A 17231-nucleotide genomic window follows, 5' to 3' on the forward strand; every position below is an offset into this window, starting at 1 on the left:
CGCCCCGCCGCTCCGCCTCGTGAACGCCGCAGATCGCGCCCGTATCCTCCTCGTCGACGACGAGCCGGCCCTGCGCCGCGGCCTGGCGCGCGCGCTCGTGCGCGACTTCGACGTCCTCACCGCGGAGGACGGCCCCGCGGCGCTCGGGCTGCTCGCGACGACCCGCGTCGAGGCGGTGCTGCTCGACCTCGCCATGCCGCGCATGAGCGGCGCCGAGGTGCTCGATCGGATCAGGGCCACGTACCCCGACGTCGAGGTCGTCGTGATGGCCGGCCACGCCGACCTCGACGCCGCGATCGCGGCCGTGCGCGCCGGCGCGTACGGGTTCGTGACGAAGCCCGTCGACGCGGAGGCCGCGGTCTCGATCGCGATCGAGCGCGCGATCGAGCGCCGGCGGCTCGAGGGCCGCGCGCGGGCCCTCGAGGAGCGGGTCGACGAGCACGAGCAGCTCGGCGAGGTGATCACGAGCTCCGCCGCGATGCAGGACGCCTACAGGAAGGCGCTCGGCGTGGCGGCCGTCGGCGCGCCCCTCCTGCTGATGGGCGAGCGCGGGACGGGCAAGGAGCTCGTCGCGCGCGCCGTCCACCGGCGCGGCCCGCGCGCCGCGCGGCCGTTCGTCGCCGTCGACTGCAGCGCGCTGCCGGGGTCGCGGGCCGAGGTCGAGCTCTTCGGCGAAGGCGGCGACGCCTCGCAGGACGGGCGCGCCCGCGGGGGCCTGATCGAGGCGGCGGACAAGGGCACGCTCTTCCTCGACGAGGTCTCGGCGCTGCCGCCCGCGGCCCAGGCAAGGCTGCTCCGGGTCCTCACGCACGGCGAGATCGCGAGGGTGGGGGGCGAGCCGCGCCGCGTCGACGTGCGCGTGATCGCGTCGACGTGCGAAGACCTCCGCGAGCTCGCCTCCGCCGGCCAGCTCCGGGAGGATCTCGCGTACCGCCTCGGCGTCATCGTCGTCGAGCTGCCGCCGCTCCGGCGGCGCAAGGAGGACGTCGCGCTGCTCGCGAGCCACTTCCTGAACCGGTGCGCGCGCAGGCACGGGCGCGGCGTCAAGCGGATCGGCCCCGAGGCGGCGCGCCTGCTCCGCGAGCACGCGTGGCCGGGCAACGCGCGCGAGCTCGAGAGCGCCATCGAGCACGCCGTGATCTCCGCGCGCGGCGAGGCGATCTTGCCCGCGGATCTGCCGCCCTCGGTGTCGGGGCGCTCCGGGCCGCCGCTTCGCCCGCCGAGGGACGCGCTCGTCTTGCCGGCCGAGCTCTGCGATCTCCCCTACGCGGAGGCCAAGGAGCGCGCCGTCGACGCGTTCGATCAGATTTACGTCGGGCGCCTGCTGGAGCGCACGGGCAACAACCTCAGCGAGGCGGCGCGGCAGGCGGGGATGGATCGCTCGAACTTCCGGAGGCTGAAGAAAAAGGTCGCGTCGCGCGGAGACGAGGCAGCGCAGGGGGAGAGCGACGGGGCGGGGCCGAGCAAGGGCGGCGCGGGCTGACGCGCGGACACGTCGCGGCGCACGTCGCGGCGCACGTCGCGCGCGCACGTCGCAGAAGCGCGCGGCCGGCTCGTGCTACGTTGCGCCGAAAATGGCCCGACGCGCTGCACGAGCTGCCCTTGCTGCCGCCGCCGTTTCCCTCGCGGTCCGGCTCGCGCCGCTCCCTGCTGCCGCCGCCGACACCGGCGGGGCGCCCGGGCGGCGAGCGGCGGTGGTCCACGATCTCCCCGGCGTGCTCGCGCTCGCCGACCGCAATCACCCGAACGTCGCCGCCGCGCGCGCGAAGCTCGACCAGGTCCGCGCGCAGCTCGACGAGGCCCGGTACGCCCCGTTCTCGCAGTTCAAGCTGACGGGCGGCGTCGCGCTCGCGCCGACCGTCCGCGGGAACAACGTCTTCAGCCCGAACACCGACGTCTCGCTCACCTCGAGCCTCGGGGTCGGCTGGCGCGTGAACATCGACGGCGTCGTCCCGCTCTGGACGTTCGGGAAGATCACGAACCTCTGGGACGCCGCCGAGGCGAACGTCCGGGTGAACCAGGCGAGCGTCGAGAAGGAGCGGGACGCGGTGCGGCTCGACGTCCGCAAGGCCTATTTCGGCCTCCAGCTCGCGCGCGACTCGCGGAGCCTGCTCGTCGACGTGAGGGCCGAGATGGACAAGGCCCTCCGGCGCCTCGAGGAGCAGGTCGAGCGCGAGGAGGGTGATCCCATCGAGCTGCTCAAGCTGCAGACCTTCGGGGCCGAGCTCGAGGCGCGCGGGGCCGAGGTCGACAAATACATCTCGGTCGCGCTGGCGGGGCTGCGCTTCTACACGGGCGTCGCGGATCTCGACATCCCCGACGTCCCGATCCGCCCGCCGAACCACCGGCTCGGCCACGTCACCCGTTACCTGACCGCTGCGCGCCTGTACCGGCCGGAGCTCGCGCAGGCACGCGCCGGCTTCGACGCGAGGTCCGCGCAGGTGCGGCTCGCGCGCGCGCAGCTGTTCCCCGACATCGGCATCGCCCTGCAGGTCGGGGTGAGCGCCGCCCCGGAGGTCGCGGATCAGCTGAACCCCTTCACCAGCGACCCCGGCAACTTCTTCCACTACAGCGCGGCGCTCGCGCTGCAGTGGAAGCTCGACCTCTTGCCGCAATCGGCGCGCATCCGCGCCGCCGAGGCGCAGCTCGAGGAGATGGCCGCGACGCAGCGCTTCGCCATGGGCGGGGTCGCGACCGAGGTCGAGACCGCCTATGCCGAGGTCGTGGAGGCCCAGAAGCGGCTCGACGCCTACACCAAGGCGGCCAAGTACGGGAAGCGCTGGCTCGTGATGGTGCAGCAAGGAATCGACGTCGGGACGATGGCGGACAAGGATCTCATCGATCCAGCCAAGGCATATGCCACGAACCGATTTAACCAGCTGAACGCGACGATGGATCTCGACATGGCGATGTCGCGGCTCGCGAAGGCGACCGGCTGGGACGCCATCGCGCCGGACGGCACCTGAGCGAGGGGGCGGCCGCGCTGAGGCACGCGCCGCGTCGCTCGGCTCCGCGTCACCCCGGCTTGAACGCGACCGTCCTTGGCAGTACGGTGCGCGACAGCATGGGAGCCAACGTCAACGTCGAGCGGGCGCCGCACAAGGTGGCTTTGGCAGCGAACGGTGATGCGGCGCGGCGCGCGACGAGCGGCGCATCCGCGGGCGCCAGCATCGCGTTTTACGTCCTGCTCGCGGCGTCGGCCCTCGCCGTCATCGGCACTCTCCACTTCGTGGCGTACGTCGTGCCGACCGAGGCCACGATGGGGATCGTGCAGAAGATCTTCTACTTCCACGCCCCCGCCGGGTACGCGATGTACATCGGCGCGACCGTCTGCTTCATCGGCTCCGCCGGCTACCTCGCGCGCGGCACCCAGCGCTGGGATTCGCTGGCGAAGGCTGGCGCCGAGGTCGCCGTGGCGATGGGGCTGATCGTCCTCGTCACCGGCCCGCTGTGGGCCGCCAAGGCGTGGGGCGTGTACTGGACGTGGGATCCGCGCCTCACGACGTCGCTGCTCAGCGTGCTTATCTACATCGCTTACGTCGTGCTCCGCGCCTTCACCGGCGACAGCGACGCCGAGCGCAAGTTCGCGGCGGCCCTGGGCGTCCTCGGCGCGGCCAACCTGCCGATCATCCATTATTCGGTGAAGATGTGGGGCGGTAACCACCCCACGGTCATCACGGGCAAAGGCGGCGGCCTCGGGCACCCTGACATGAAGATGGCGCTCGGCTTCGGCTTCCTCTCGTTCACCCTGCTCACCCTCGCGCTCGTGTGGGCGCGTTACCGCGTCGATCTCGCGTCCGCGCGGCTCGCGGAGCTCGAGCAAGAGGCCCTCGAAGCCGGCATCGGAGAGGACTGACAACGTGAAATCCAATCATTCCTTGTTCTCCCATGCGGCGTTGCAGCAGCCGACGAGCACCACGACGGACGACCGAGCGCAGGCGTTCCGCCCCGTTCAGGGGGGGAACGACATGCAGAGCGGAGAGAAGCTGCTGGTCGAGGCGTACGCCGCGATCTGGCTCATCCTCTTCGCGCTGGTCTTCGTCTCCTGGCGCCGGCAGAAGCAGATCGACCGGCGCATCGACGCGCTCGAGGCCGCCGTGCAGAAGGCACGGGCTGGAGCGGGCCAGGGGGCGAGCTGATGCCGAACCTGGGGGAGATGACCCCGCAGCACGCGCTCTACATCCCCGTGGTGCTGATGCTTGGGCTGATCGTCGGCTACATTCTGGGCAGCCGCGCCGTGCGCGCCGAGCTCGAGCGACGCAGGCGCAGAATGAAGGAGTGACGGGGGCGCAGGTCCTCGTCCCGCGTAGCTGGCGGGCCCGGTGAGCGCCGTCCCCGCCCCACTAGCCGGAGGTCACAAGGTGGTCGATTTCTCTGTGAGCGAAGAGCACAAGGCTCTCATCGATACGGCGCGTCGCTTCACGAAGGAGCGCATCCTCCCGATCGCGGCCGAGTGCGATCAGAAATCGTACTTCCCGATGGATGTCTTCGTGGAGGGCTGGAACATCGGCCTCGTCAACCCGACCTGCCCGGCCGAGTACGGCGGCCCGGGGATGGGCGAGCTCGAGAACGCCCTCCTCGCCGAGGAGCTCTCGTACGGGTGTACCGGGATCCAGACGAGCTTCCTCGCGAACGGCCTCGCGCTCACCCCCATCAAGCTCGCCGGCAACGAGGATCAGAAGAAGAAGTACCTCGGCATGCTCACCGCCGAGCCGATCATGGCGAGCTACTGCACGAGCGAGCCGGACGCGGGCAGCGACGTCGCGGGCCTCAAGACGCGCTTCACGAAGCACGGGGACGACTACGTGCTGAACGGGCAGAAGTGCTGGATCACGAACGCGAGCTACGCGCGTTACTACGTGATCTTCGCGACGTCGAACCCGGAGCTGCGGCACAAGGGGATCGCGGCGTTCATCGTGGACCGCGACACGCCCGGCGTCCGCGTCGGCAAGAAGGAGGACAAGCTCGGCCAGCGGGCGAGCGACACCGCCCAGGTGTTCCTCGATGATGTGAAGGTGCCGAAGGCGAACCTGCTCGCGCCCGAGGGGCAGGGCTTCAAGCTCGCCATGGAGACCTTCAACCAGACCCGCCCCGACATCGGCGCGGCCGCGACGGGCCTGATGCGGCGCTGCGTCGACGAGTGCGTGGCCTACGCCAAGGAGCGCAAGACCTTCGGCCAGCCGATCGGCAACCACCAGCTCATCCAGTGGATGCTCGCGGAGATGGCGATCCGCGTCGAGGGGACGCGCCTGCTCTACCAGAAGGCTGCGTGGAACCTCGATCACGGGGTGCGCGACCCGATCGTCTCGAGCTTCGCGAAGGCCTACGGCGCTGACAGCGCCATGCAGACCGCCGTGGACGCCGTGCAGGTGTTCGGCGGCAACGGCTACGTCAAGGAGTACCCCGTCGAGAAGATGATGCGCGACGCGAAGGTCCTCCAGATCTACGAAGGCACGAGCCAGATCCAGCGCCTCGTCATCGCGCGCCAGCTTCTAGCGTAGCGCGTAGCGCGCCGCGCTCCTCGCGGCGCGGCCTGGGGAGTGCGGTGCTTCGGCCGGACGTGCCGCACTTCGGGGATCGCCAGGCGTCTCGCCGCGAGGGCGGCCAGCGGACGCGACGCGCGGCCAGCGTGTCAGGTCTGCGGGTGCCAGATCAGCGTGAGCTCGGGGCCGAGCGTGAGCGCGAGGCCCTCGGCGGGCACCATCACGCGGCGGACCTTCTGGCCTGCGAACCTCGTCCCGTTCGTCGAGCAGAGATCGAGGGCCATGATCTCCGCGCCGTCCCGCAGGAGCAGCAGGTGGGTCCGCGAGATGTGCGTGCTCAGGACGGAGCGCAGGCCGCGGTCCAGGCAGTTGTCGGCGCGCCCGAGCAGCACGCCGTCGTCGAGCGCTTGCTGGGGAAGCTCGACCGCGGCGCTGCGCTCGCTCGATTGCAGCGTGAGCCGCACGTACCCGCTCTTCGCGCGCGGCGCCACCATCTCCTCGATGTGCGAGACGGGACGCACCGACGTGATGTGCGAGATCTCCCCGCGGGCGAAGCGGTGGCTGGTCGTGATGCCCTCGGTCGCCGCCGGCGGCGCGGCGCCCTCGATGACGGCCTTGCCCGCGACGCTCTCGAGGCCGCGCGGCGGCTCGCTCATCCCGCACGAGCTCACCTCGAGCACCCTCGACGAGGCGCGCGGCCCGACCGGGAGCCCGCCGACCACGTGCTTGCCGATGCGCACGAGCAGCGGGCCGCTGACGACGATCGACCGCCGCGGCACGTCGTCGTCCACGAAGAAGGGGATCGAGGTCTGCAGATCCATGAGCCGCAGCCCGAAGCCGCCGTCGGGGAGGTTGCAGCAGGTGGCGACCAGGTGGCGCACGCAGACATCGTCGCCCGACGCGAACTTCATGTCGCAGCGCGGGTGCGAGCCGAAGACGGCATATGCGCCGCTGTTCGCGGGCAGGTCCAGCCACGCGACGTCACCGCCTGACACCCGGAACAGCCGGTACCCCTCGCTCATCGGCGACTCGGGAGGGTTCAGCGCCATCACCGCCTCGGCGGTGGACAGCGCTCGCCGCATCGTGGCGACGTCGATCCGCGGTTCTACCGTCATCGCGCGCTCCACGAGCGGCGCGAGGTCGCGCGCCCCGCAGTCCGCGTCGGACCGCCGAGCTCGAGCGTGAATGGCCGAGTCGCTGCGCAGGCCTCCGGCAGAGCCGCGGCAGGAGCGAGCGTGGTGGATGTCAGACAGCAGCGAGGCCTCATGCGGTCGAGCCGAATCCTACCGGAATTTTTCGTCTGGGGCTCTTTCGCTGCGCGCCCCGAATCTGCTGTGGCCGGCGGGGCTCGGGTCGAGACGACGGCTGTCCGGTTCAGCTCACGCCGACGCTGACCTCCGCAACGAGCTCGCCGCCCCAGCGCCAGAAGGCCACCGAGCGGCTGAACAGGACGATGACCTCCAGCCCGAGCCCTCCGCCCAATTCGAGCCGAAAGCGCCCGACGTCCACCTCGATGAGTTGCATGCTCCCCGAAGACGCGAGAGTCGGGCCAACCGTGGATCCGTGCGCGTTGCACGCTGGTGTGTCCGCCGGAGGCACGGCCTCGCCTCGGCCGGTGCGCAGGGCGCGCCGGCCCGCGTCAGCGGGGCCAGGGCGAGGCCCCGCTGCCCCCCTGGCGCGGCGGCGCCAGCGGGGCAGCGGGGCGGCAACGTGGCGCGCGCTCGCGGCAGGGGGAGGGCGAGCGCCGGCCGACGCAGGCGAGCGGGCGTGGAGCCGTCGCGCGGTCGCCGACAGACGCGCCATTTTGACGCCGCCCGCACGGTGTCTATCCTGGTCGCGGTGTCCCGGATCCTCCCACGCTTCGACTATCGCATCGAGTTCGCCGCATCGACCGATGTCGGCCTCGTCCGCCCGAGCAATGAGGACCGGATCCTCTGTTGCCCCGAGCTCGCCCTCTTCGGCATCGCCGACGGGATGGGCGGCCACGCCGCGGGCGAGGTCGCGGCTCAGATCGCCGTCGACACGGTGCGCGGCGAGGTGCTCCGTCCGCCCGCCGCCGCCATCCTCGACGCGTACGTGGCCGACCCGAACATCGAGGCGCGGCGCGAGGTGTTCGCGCTGCTCCGGCGCGTGGCCGAGGCCGCGCACGCGGCCATCCTGGAGGCGCGCCGCACGGAGCCGAGCTACCAGGGGATGGGCACGACGCTCGATTTCGTCGTGCTCGCGCACAGCCGGGCGTTCTTCGCCCACGCGGGCGACAGCCGCGCGTACCTGGTTCGCCCGACGACCACCGTCCAGCTCACCCAGGACCACGCCCTCTACGATACGCTCCGCGCGGCCGGCAACCCGACCCCGGCCAGGAAGCCGCAACGGAACCCGCTCGTGAACGCGATCGGGCTCGCGGGCACCGTCGCGGTCGACACCGTGTTCGTCGATCTGTCGCGCGGCGACCGCATCCTCCTCTGCACCGACGGGGTGCACAACGCGATCGACAGCGAGGCGTCGCTCTCCCGCTTCTGCTCGAAGGGCGGGCCCGAGGAGGTCGCCGCCGGCCTCCTCGGCCACGCGCGCGAGCGGGGAGGCCACGACAACGCGAGCGTGATCGTCATCGACATCAAGGAGCGCTTCGTCAAGCGCGCGGACGACGCCGGCCCGTCTTCGCGCGATCTGTCGGTGCTCTCCGCGTGCCCGCTCCTCGCCGGCATGAGCCCCGCGGCGGTGCTCGGGGCGCTCGCGGCCGGCGTGGAGGTGGAGCTCGGCGCGGGGGATCGGATCCCGCGCGACGTCGCCAGCGATCTGGTCGCTTACCTGGTGCTCGACGGGGCCGTGAATCTGCCGGACGGGCGGCGCGTCGGGTCCTCCGGCCTGCTCTTCCCGGAGTCGCTCGTGGGGGCGCGGCGCAAGGGCGATCTGCCCGTCGCCGCGGCGCGGACGCGGCTCATCCGGATCCGCAAGGACGATTTCGCCGAGGTCTGCGAGCACGACGCGGAGCTCGCGGCCGCCCTGTACCAGCGGCTCGCGCGGTACCTCGCGCTCGGGACCGGATGAGCGCGGCCGCGACGCAGCTCTCCCTGCTCCACCTGGACGATCGCGTCGCGGCCTTCGCGAAGCCGTCCGGGCTGCTCGTGCACCGCGGCTGGGGCGACGCGCCGGTCGTGTTCGTCGACCTCGCCGAGCGCGCGCTGGGCCGGAAGGTCTACCCGGTCCACCGCCTCGACCGGGCGACGAGCGGCGTGCTGCTCGTCGCGCTCGACGCCGCCGCCGCCGCGCTGCTCTGCGCGCAGTTCGAGCAGGGCCTCGCGCGGAAGCGCTACCTGGCGCTCGTCCGCGGCGTGCCCCCCGAGCGCGGGTGCATCGATCACCCGATCCCGCGGCGCGAGGGGGGCCCGCGCGTGCCGGCCGTCACCGACTTCGAGCGCCTCCACGCGCTCGAGCGCTACGCCGTCGTCGAGGCGCGCCCGCGCACGGGCCGCCTGCACCAGGTGCGGAGGCACCTCAAGCACATCAGCCACCCGATCATCGGCGACGTGAACTACGGCAAGGGCGAGCACAACCGCCTGTTCCGCGAGCGGTATGCGCTGCACCGCCTCGCGCTCCACGCGGCCGAGCTCGCCGTCGCCCACCCCGAGACGGGCGCGCCGCTGCGCCTCGCCGCGCCGCTGCCCGACGACCTGCGGGGCCCGTTCGATCAGCTGGGCGTGCCGGCGTGGATCGGCGCCGTCGGCGACGCGGCCGCTAGCCCGCCCCTGGAGAGCGGCGCTTCGGGGTGACGCCGTGGCCGGCGCGGATCCCCTCGAGGGAGAGCGCCGGGCCTCGCTGGACGAAGCCGCCGTCGAACGGGTTCTCGGCGAGGAACATGGGCGTGTCGAGATCGACGAACGAGAACCCGCCGAGGCCGGCGGCGAAGCACGCCGACGCCGTCATCGCGAGCACCGACTCGACCATCCCGCCGATCATGAGCCCGAGCCCCGCGGCGCGGGCGACCGCCGCGATGTCGAGCGCCTCGGCGATGCCGCCCTTCATCAGCTTGATGTTGACCACGGTCGCCGCGCGCTCCGCCGCGACGCGGAGGACGTCCTCCGCGGAGGCGGCGCTCTCGTCGGCGGCCACGTCGACGCCCGCGCGCCGCGTGACCTCCTTCATGCCGTCCCAGTCGTCCCGCGGCACCGGCTGCTCCAGCAGCGCGACGTCCGCGCCGAGCCGGCGCGCGTGCGCGACGAGCGCGAGCGCCTCGCCCGCCGTGAGCCCGCCGTTGCCGTCGAGGATCAGCGACGCCCCGGGCGCGGCCGCGTGGATCGCCTCGATGCGCGCGGGGTCCGACGCGGCGAGGCGGCCGCCGACCTTCACCTTGAGCGCGCGGAAGCCCATGGCCGCGGCGCGCCGCGCGGCCTCCTCCGCGCGCTCCGGCGAGCCGGTGGTGATGGTGATGTCGGTCGTGAGCGCCGTCCCGGAGCCGCCGAAGAAGGCCCAGAGCGGCATGCCCGCGCGCTTCGTGAGCGCGTCGAGGATCGCGGCCTCGATCGCGCAGCGCGCCGCGCCGGCGCCGCCCCCGGACGCCTCGCGGAGCGCGCGCGCGACGGCGCGCCACGCGCGCGCGTCCGAGCCCACCACGGCCTCGCGCAAGGAGAGGGCGGCGGCGCGCGACCCGTCCTGCGTCTCGCCGTTGAAGGCGGGCAGCGGCGCCGCCTCGCCGAAGCCGAGCGTCCCGTCGGCGAGCTCCACGGTGACGAGGAGGTTCGCCGCGCGCTCCTGCGCGCCGCCGGCGATGCCGAACGGCTCGTGCAGGGGGATGTCGAGCGCCTCGACCGAGACGCGCCGGATCAGGGTGGGGGTCATCAAGACGAGCGTCGCCTCCTCGGGAGCGTCAAGGGGATCGGCGGCCGCCGTCGGCAGGCGGCGGAGTCGCCGCAGGGCCGAGCAGCGCCTCGACCTCCCGGGAGATCTTGTCCTCCTCGCCGTCCTCGTAGCCCGCGTGGATATGGCGCACGACGCCGCTCCGATCGACGACGAACGCGGTCGGCATCCTCCGCGGCCTGTACGCCTTCTCCGCGCTCTGGTCCTTGTCCCAGAGGATCTTGAACCTGACGCCCGCCTCGTCCGCGAACCCCGCGAGCTGCTCCGTCGAGACGTCCTCGGGTGCATCGAGGGAGACGGCGAGCACGGCGAGATTGCCGCCGAAGCGGTCGACGAGCTCCTGGTACTTGGGGAACGATCTTCTGCAGGGGCGGCAGTAGGTCGCCCAGAAATCGACGATCACCACCTTGCCGCGCGCCTCCTTGAGCGTGGAGGGCCCTTCGCCGCTCACGACCTCGGCCGCGAGCTCCGGCGCCGCCGAGCCGATCAGGCCGCCGCCCGTCTCGGGCGCCGGGGGCGCGATGGGCGCGGCGCCGCCGCAGCCGCTTGCGAGCAACAGCGCGAGCGAGGCGCAGAGGGCCGCGAGGACACGGGCGAACGACGGCGATGGACTGGGCCTCATGACGAGATCTCCCTCCCCGATCAGGGCTCGCGATCGACGATGGAAGCGAGCATCTCTCCCTCGGCGCAGAGCGTCCCGTCGACGCTCGCCTCGCCGCGCAGCTTCCAGACGTTCGAGCGGTGGTGCAGCACCTCGGCGTAGAGATCGAGCCGGTCGCCGGGCGTCACAGTGTGGCGGAACTTCGCCTTGTCGATGCCGAGGAAGAACATGAGGTTCGACGTGGCGTCGAACGGATCCGACGCATAGGCGAGGATGCCGCCGAGCTGCGTGAGCGACTCCAGGATCAGCACCCCGGGCATGATCGGCCGCTGGGGGAAGTGCCCCTGAAACCAGGGCTCGTTGTAAGCGACGCACTTGTAGCCGCGGATGCACTTGTTGGCGGTGATCTCCGTCACCCGGTCGACCATCACGAGGGGGTAACGGTGCGGCAGGATCGACAGGATCTGATGGATGTCGAGCGTGACGGGCGCTTGGGTTCGCTCAGGCAAGGCCGGCTCCTTTCCGCGGTGTGGAGCGCGCGGGCGGCGCGCTACTTCGCGTCGTCCTTCTTCTCTGCCTTGTCGCCGCCCGCGTCGTCCTCGCCGCCGCCGGTGTTGTAGAGCTGGATGACCTGCTCCGTCAGATCGAGATCGGCGCGGACGTACGGGGCCGCTTGCTTGTCGAAGATGATCTCGTAGCCCGACTTCTTCGCGATCCTGCCGACGATGAGCATCATCTTCTTGAGGATGGGCCCGGTGAGCTCGCCCTGCTTCTTCTGGAGCTCCTTGTTGTAGTCGACGAAGACGGTCTGGAGCTCGACCATCTGGCGCTGCCAGTCCTCCATCCGCTTCTGGAGCGACTCGCGCGAGAGCACGCGCGACTGCTTCTCGATGTCCTCGCGCGCCCGCTGGAGCTCGGTCTGCTTCGCGTCGAGCTCCTGCTGCCGCCGGTCGAAGAGCTTCTTCAGCGTGGCCTGCGCTCGGATGCCGTCCTCCGTCTGCATGACGGCGTGCTGCACGTCGACGACGGCGATCCGGGTCTCGGCGGCGGCGACGCTCGGCACGGCGAGGGCGAGCGACACGGCGGCGGCGCGGGCGATCCGAGCGAAGAGCGGCGCGGGCCGATGCGCGGGCCGATGGACGGGAGAGCGGGAGACCATTGGAGGCGATTACCCGCCGCGTGACGGACGGTCAAGGTGTGCGGGGGATCAGAGGCACTTGCCCGAGATGCAGCTCTCGCCGTCGGGGCAAGGCTCGTCGAGCGAGCACTCCGGCGCGACCTCCTCCCGCGTCTTGCAGAACCCGTCCGCGCAGCCGACGAAGCGGCTGTCGATGAGCTGGCAGGCCCGCGTGTTCTCGCACGGGTAGTGGCAGTAGCCGTCCTCCATGCACTCCTGGCCCTGCGCCGCGCAGGCCTTGGCGCCGCAGCCGGGCTGAGGCGAGGGGTCGTCCATGCACGCGCCGGTGGCCGCGTTGCACACCTCGCCGGACGCGCAGTCCGCGTGCGTCGCGCAGCCGGTGGTGCAGGCGCCGTCGACGCAGACCGCGCCGCCCTCGCACGGGGCCGCGTCGCCGCACTCGGGATTCGCGGGGTCGGGGACGCAGACCCCGCGGTCGCAGCGCGTGCCGGGCTCCGCGCAGGGCGCGGCGTTGGAGCAGCCATCGGCGCACTCGCCGTTCACGCACACCCTGCCGTCGCCGCACTCGTAGCTGAACTCGCACGCCGCGATGCAGAGCCCGTCGACGCACCGCGTGCCGTCCTCGCACGCGCTGTCGCCGTCGCAGGGACACGTGGTGAGCTCCGCGTCGCACTCGGCCTCCGCGCCCCCCGCGCCGCCTTGGCCCGCGCCGCCCTGGCCCGGGTCTGCCGGACCCGCGCCGCCTTGACCCCCACTGCTGGCGGCGTCGATGTCCGGCTCCACGGGGCGACACCCGTAACCGTCGCAGAGGAAACAGTTCTCACCATCGGGGTCGCACTGGAGCGACGCATCGCCACAGCCGCCGCAGCCCGTCGCGGTCGCGGTGATCATCAGGAACAGCGCGCCTCGACCCAGGATCTTCGCAAGGGGGGAATGAAGAAGCATCGAAGTCCTCCAGCGGCGGCCGGCACCGGCGCGGCCTTCCCGCACGACTACCATGACGCGCGCTAACACGCAGCGTGCCACGGGGCAGCAGGAGAGGAGCGCCGGGAAGCCCGACGAGGCGCTCATTTTGTGAACCCGCTTGTGAACCTGCGTTCACCTATGCTCGTCGCGCGAGGTTCACTGATCCGCGGGGATCGTGCGGCGGTGAGGCGGGGGACGGCCGGCGCTCGGGGCCCGGGAGCGATGGGGAAGGCCGCAGACGGCGCTTCCGGTCGGGGCGAAGGCGCGGGGGCGCTCCCTGCGAGCAGCCCGGCCGGTCATCCCGCGAGGATCAGGAGCGGTACCCCGCGTTCACGTCGACGTAGCCGTGTCCGAGATCGCTCGTGAGGTAAGCGAAGTCGCCGGGGCCGCCGCCGAGCACGAGCTCGATGACGTAGGTGTCGCGCGCGAGCACCTCGTTCGCCTTGAGCTCGGCTTCCGCCCCGACCGGCGCGCCGTTCCGCACGATCGGGATCCCGCCGACGAGGATCTGGGCCTCGCGCGGGTCGAAGGGGACGCCTGCGCGGCCCGCGGCGGCGAGCAGCCGCCCCCAGTTCGCGTCCTTGCCGAACAGCGCGGTCTTCACGAGCATCGACGTGGCCACCGTGCGCGCGACGGCGCGCGCACCGTCGCGCGTCGCGAGCCCGCGGACGCGGATCTCGGCGACGTGCGTGCTGCCCTCGCCGTCCGCCACCATCGAGCGCGCGAGCTCGCCGCAGACCTCGGTGAGGCCCGCCGAGAGCTCGTCGCGCGAGACGCGGCGCTGGGACGCGCCGGAGGACAGGAGGAGCACCGTGTCGTTGGTGCTGGTGTCCCCGTCGACGCTGCACGCGTTGAACGTCACGTCGCACGAGGCCGCCAGCGCGTCGCTCGCCTCGCCGGCGTCGAGCACGGCGTCGGTGAACAGGAAGACGAGCATCGTCGCGTGGGGCGGGCCCACGTCGGGGTGGATCATCCCGGCGCCCTTGCCGATGCCGAGCAGCGTCGCGCCGGCGCCGAGCTTGCGTTGCGCGAGCTTCGGCCAGCGGTCGGTCGTGCAGATCGCCTGGGCGAAATCGAGGTAGCCCTTCGGCGACAGGCGCGCCGACAGCTCGGGGACACGCTCGATGATCCGGTGCGCGGGCAGGACGGCGCCGATCACGCCGGTCGAGGCGGGGAGCACCTCGTCCTCCGAGGCGCCGATGGACTCGGCGACGGCGCGCGTCGTATCGAGCGTCGCCTTCCAGCCTGCCTCGCCCGTGCACGCGTTCGCGCACCCGCTGTTGGCGACGACGGCGCGAGCGCGCCCCGACCGGACGCGCTGCATCGCGATGTCCACGGGCGCCGCGCGCACCACGTTCCGCGTGAACATGCCGGCCACGATCGCCGGCTGATCGGCCACCGCGAGCGCGACGTCGATGCGCCCGTCTTTCCGGATCCCGGCGCTGATGGCGCCGAAGCGAAACCCTGCAACTGGCTCGAAGCTCATGAGGGCGCGGAGTCTACGCACGAACGCGCGCCGGGAGAAAGCGACAAGCGGAAGGCACGAGCCCCGGGGGATGAGACGCCCGGAGGCGGCCGGGCTGAGCGCGGCATTTGCAATGCTGCGTCCCGATGATCGCTGTCCGGATTGTCGACATCAAGGGCCTGTATCTGCCGGGCTTTCCCGACAGCACAGCGCCGCCGGGGACGACGCGGGCGGCTGGATATAAGCCCGGTTACAAGAGCCTCGATAACCGGGGACGCGTCTACATCAACCGAGATCTCGATGGGCAGTGGGCAAAGAATACGCAGCTCGTCGAGATCACCGTCGAGGTGATGAGCTCCGAGGGCGAGCTGCCAGAAGGAGCCCGGATTCGCTGGAGCGCGCGCGATCCAGACGATCCCTCGAATGAGCCGCCGGAGGTGCACCCGGACTGGGCTGCCACCCTCGACGAGAACGATTACGACGCCGCGGGGGACTATGTGGCGCCGGCTGAAGACGACAACGAGGGAACGCAGGACAGGGTGCCTGGATGGGAAGAGGTGGAGGGCTATGCGCTCTCCTACGCGACGGAGACCAGCGCGAGCACCGCGATCGTGGGGGGGCGGAGCACGATCCGGCGCCACATGACCGATGTCGCCGGCGACAACCTGATCGTCCGCGCCGAGATCGACGCCGAGGGCCTCGCGGAAGGCGCCGCCGACGAGACCGGGATCATGACGCTCTGGCGCCGGATCGACGTCGAGTACATCCGGATGGAGAGCGCGCCCCCGTTGCCCGTGGAGCAGGCGCCGAAGCACTTCGAGCCCGTCTTCAGCCAGCTCGATTTCACCGAGGCGCGCGTGATCCAGGACCTGCAGCACATGGCGCTCGACGCGGGCACGCTCGGCGAGATGGCCTCGCGCTTCGTGAGCGAGCAATTCGAGCACGCCGGGGACCCTGGCTGGTTCTGCCTGATCGCCGCGCTCGATCCGCACCCCGTGCCCGAGGTCCGGGGCGAGCCGCTGTTCTCCGGGAGCGTCACGATCCTGGACGGCGGCGAGGGCGAGCGGCGCGGCGAGTACGTGGAGATCCCTGGCGCCCACCCGGACGCGAGCTACGTCACGTTCCGCTGGGACGGCTGGCAGATGGGCTTCTCGGTCGCGAGCGCGGCCATCCTCGGCGACCCGCCGCGGACCCGCCTCTGGATCGCGCCGCACGACATCCAGAACCAGTTCACCGCGGGCGACGGGTCGCTGGCGCACGCGTACGAGCGGCGCCTCTTCTTCTTCCCTCGGGCCCGCCGCAGGGACGGGGCGTGGGAGCCCCCGGGCTACGGCATCCCCGCGCGCGTCGAGGCCGACGTGCGGGGCCCAGGGGCCACCTACACCGCCGGCTTGAGCCCCACGATCGACGTCGGGCCGGCGAGGTACTTCGCCGGCAGGACCATCCTGTTCACCCATCACAGGGCGTGGTGGGACCCCGAGGGGGCGCGGCCCCGGCGCGGCTACGAGCAAGCCACGCTCCACACCATCGTCCACGAGCTCACGCACGCGTTCGGAATGCCGCACAAGTGCGGCTACTTCGATTACCGGACGCCGCGCCAGACGACGTGCTGCATGAACTATCGGTCCCACTGGATGGTGGACGCCGACCAGCAGCTCATCCCTGGAACCGACGGGCGGGTCGGCAACGACCTGTGCGGGCGCCACATGAAGGAGACCCGGCGCGTGCGCCTCGAGAACAACAGGGGACTTCGATGGAGATGAGGGGCCGTCATGTCCGATGAACACCCGCGAAGCGCCGGGGACCCGGTCGGCCCGCCTGGGCTGGTGCTCCGCTCGCTCGATCACGATCGCCGCTATGTGCTCGGCTTTCCCCTCCACGTGGCCATCACGCTGTGCGCCGACCGCCCTCGGGCCTGTATCCTGCGGTTGCCGCGCCCGAGCTGGGCGGGCAACGCCGGCGCGATCGGCGTCCGCCTCGCACGGGCGGGCACCGGCGAGGAGGTCGCGAGGACCGAGCCCTGGCCGGTCGTGCTCCCCGAGCACGGCACGCCGGTGTTCCGCCTGTGCCCGGGCGAGTGCAGGCGCATGCTCATCGACGTCTCGTCGTACCTCCCGGCGGGGCTCGATCCCGGGCAGTACACGCTGGCGATCGTCTACATCGGGCCGCCGGACCGCGCGGAGAGCCCGCCGGTGCCGATCGAGCTCGCGGCGCCGAGCCCCGAGGAGCAGCGCGAGCTCGGGCGCCTCGCGCCCGAGGCCGCCCGCGCGGGCTCCTGGGGCCGCTGGACGAGCCTCCCTCCGGAAAGCGGCGCGGCGGTCACGGGCCGCGTGGAGCCGGGCGACCCGCTCCGCTTCGACCGCATCCTGCGTTACCTGATGTACGGGCCGCAGCCGCTCGGCGACGTGGACCCGGCTCTCCTCGACGTGCTCCGCGGCGTCTACGAGCCGGAGGCCCACGCGCTCCGCGCCGAGATCTACGCCGCGCGGGGGGACGCGGCGCGCTTCGCGGAGGCGGCGGCGTTCATCCGGGCCACCTATCCGGGGCTCGCCTGGTGGATCGAGCGGATCGAGGCGGGGCAGAGCGAGATCGGCTTCGTCCGGGCATGCCGGGTGAACCCGTGCGGCGGGTGAGCGGCGGCTCCGGTCCACGCCCGCTCACGCCCTCGCCGCCGCGCCGGCTCCACACGCAGATCACGCGATTGCAACGCGATGGTCACGTTGA

The 17231-nt window shown here is 72.1% G+C and carries 18 protein-coding genes; 10 read left to right on the forward strand and 8 right to left on the reverse strand.

Going from position 1 to position 17231, the window contains the following annotated elements; translation table 11 throughout:
* Window positions 1-19: 19 nt before the first annotated feature.
* From WMF12_RS14950 to WMF12_RS14975, 6 genes are all read left to right on the forward strand, one after another.
* Window positions 20-1483: a sigma-54-dependent transcriptional regulator gene (locus WMF12_RS14950; protein WP_437872202.1), complete on the forward strand. Its 1464-nt coding sequence runs from the start codon at window positions 20-22 to the stop codon at window positions 1481-1483.
* Window positions 1484-1694: 211 nt separating this feature from the next.
* Window positions 1695-2966 (forward strand): TolC family protein, encoded by a 1272-nt coding sequence (locus tag WMF12_RS14955; RefSeq protein ID WP_437872203.1) that lies wholly within the window; start codon window positions 1695-1697, stop codon window positions 2964-2966.
* Window positions 2967-3064: 98 nt separating this feature from the next.
* Window positions 3065-3856 carry a cytochrome c biogenesis protein gene (locus tag WMF12_RS14960; protein WP_437746339.1) on the forward strand — a complete coding sequence of 264 codons (792 nt, stop codon included), beginning with the start codon at window positions 3065-3067 and terminating at the stop codon, window positions 3854-3856.
* Between the two features lie 4 nt (window positions 3857-3860).
* Complete coding sequence (locus WMF12_RS14965; protein WP_012235482.1) at window positions 3861-4139, forward strand: CcmD family protein; 279 nt, start codon at window positions 3861-3863, stop codon at window positions 4137-4139.
* The gene (locus tag WMF12_RS14970; RefSeq protein ID WP_012235483.1) at window positions 4139-4282 is read left to right on the forward strand and encodes a hypothetical protein; all 144 of its coding nucleotides are present in this window, start codon (window positions 4139-4141) and stop codon (window positions 4280-4282) included. Before WMF12_RS14965 ends, WMF12_RS14970 begins: the two co-directional genes overlap by 1 nt.
* A gap of 79 nt (window positions 4283-4361) precedes the next feature.
* Entirely contained in the window at window positions 4362-5501 is a 1140-nt protein-coding gene (locus WMF12_RS14975; RefSeq protein WP_437552715.1) for an acyl-CoA dehydrogenase family protein, read from the forward strand.
* A 131-nt stretch (window positions 5502-5632) separates the two neighbouring features.
* Here the strand turns inward: WMF12_RS14975 and WMF12_RS14980 are convergent, their stop codons facing one another.
* Window positions 5633-6598 (reverse strand): FHA domain-containing protein, encoded by a 966-nt coding sequence (locus WMF12_RS14980; RefSeq protein WP_437872205.1) that lies wholly within the window; start codon window positions 6596-6598, stop codon window positions 5633-5635.
* Window positions 6599-6857: 259 nt separating this feature from the next.
* Entirely contained in the window at window positions 6858-7007 is a 150-nt protein-coding gene (locus WMF12_RS14985) for a hypothetical protein (protein ID WP_272098061.1), read from the reverse strand.
* A gap of 315 nt (window positions 7008-7322) precedes the next feature.
* On the opposite strand from WMF12_RS14985, the gene WMF12_RS14990 reads away from it, so the two are divergent.
* Both WMF12_RS14990 and WMF12_RS14995 read left to right on the forward strand, forming a co-directional pair.
* Complete coding sequence (locus WMF12_RS14990; protein WP_437872206.1) at window positions 7323-8531, forward strand: protein phosphatase 2C domain-containing protein; 1209 nt, start codon at window positions 7323-7325, stop codon at window positions 8529-8531.
* Complete coding sequence (locus WMF12_RS14995) at window positions 8528-9253, forward strand: pseudouridine synthase (RefSeq protein ID WP_437746342.1); 726 nt, start codon at window positions 8528-8530, stop codon at window positions 9251-9253. The genes WMF12_RS14990 and WMF12_RS14995 overlap by 4 nt, the downstream gene beginning before the upstream one ends.
* On the opposite strand, the gene WMF12_RS15000 is transcribed toward WMF12_RS14995, so the two are convergent.
* The 6 genes from WMF12_RS15000 to argJ form a co-directional block, all read right to left on the reverse strand.
* Window positions 9219-10319, reverse strand: coding sequence for a dipeptide epimerase (locus WMF12_RS15000; protein WP_437872211.1), 1101 nt, complete (start codon window positions 10317-10319; stop codon window positions 9219-9221). The two genes, WMF12_RS14995 and WMF12_RS15000, sit on opposite strands and share 35 nt — an antisense overlap.
* A 28-nt stretch (window positions 10320-10347) precedes the next feature.
* A complete protein-coding gene (locus WMF12_RS15005; protein WP_437872213.1) occupies window positions 10348-10959 on the reverse strand; it encodes a TlpA family protein disulfide reductase in 612 nt (203 codons plus the stop codon).
* 20 nt (window positions 10960-10979) lie between these two features.
* Window positions 10980-11447, reverse strand: coding sequence for a 3-hydroxyacyl-ACP dehydratase FabZ (fabZ, locus tag WMF12_RS15010; protein ID WP_012235490.1), 468 nt, complete (start codon window positions 11445-11447; stop codon window positions 10980-10982).
* 41 nt (window positions 11448-11488) lie between these two features.
* A complete protein-coding gene (locus tag WMF12_RS15015; RefSeq protein ID WP_437746345.1) occupies window positions 11489-12097 on the reverse strand; it encodes an OmpH family outer membrane protein in 609 nt (202 codons plus the stop codon).
* Between the two features lie 48 nt (window positions 12098-12145).
* On the reverse strand, window positions 12146-13021 hold the full coding sequence (locus WMF12_RS15020) for a hypothetical protein (protein ID WP_437872215.1): 876 nt from the start codon (window positions 13019-13021) through the stop codon (window positions 12146-12148).
* Between the two features lie 331 nt (window positions 13022-13352).
* Window positions 13353-14528, reverse strand: coding sequence for a bifunctional glutamate N-acetyltransferase/amino-acid acetyltransferase ArgJ (gene argJ, locus WMF12_RS15025; protein WP_437872217.1), 1176 nt, complete (start codon window positions 14526-14528; stop codon window positions 13353-13355).
* 125 nt (window positions 14529-14653) lie between these two features.
* On the opposite strand from argJ, the gene WMF12_RS15030 reads away from it, so the two are divergent.
* Together WMF12_RS15030 and WMF12_RS15035 are read left to right on the forward strand one after the other, a co-directional pair.
* Entirely contained in the window at window positions 14654-16270 is a 1617-nt protein-coding gene (locus WMF12_RS15030; protein ID WP_437872219.1) for a hypothetical protein, read from the forward strand.
* Between the two features lie 9 nt (window positions 16271-16279).
* Window positions 16280-17140, forward strand: coding sequence for a hypothetical protein (locus tag WMF12_RS15035; protein ID WP_437872222.1), 861 nt, complete (start codon window positions 16280-16282; stop codon window positions 17138-17140).
* Window positions 17141-17231: the final 91 nt, after the last annotated feature.

Source organism: Sorangium sp. So ce363, from assembly GCF_051520435.1.
Taxonomy (GTDB): domain Bacteria; phylum Myxococcota_A; class Polyangia; order Polyangiales; family Polyangiaceae; genus Sorangium; species Sorangium cellulosum_B.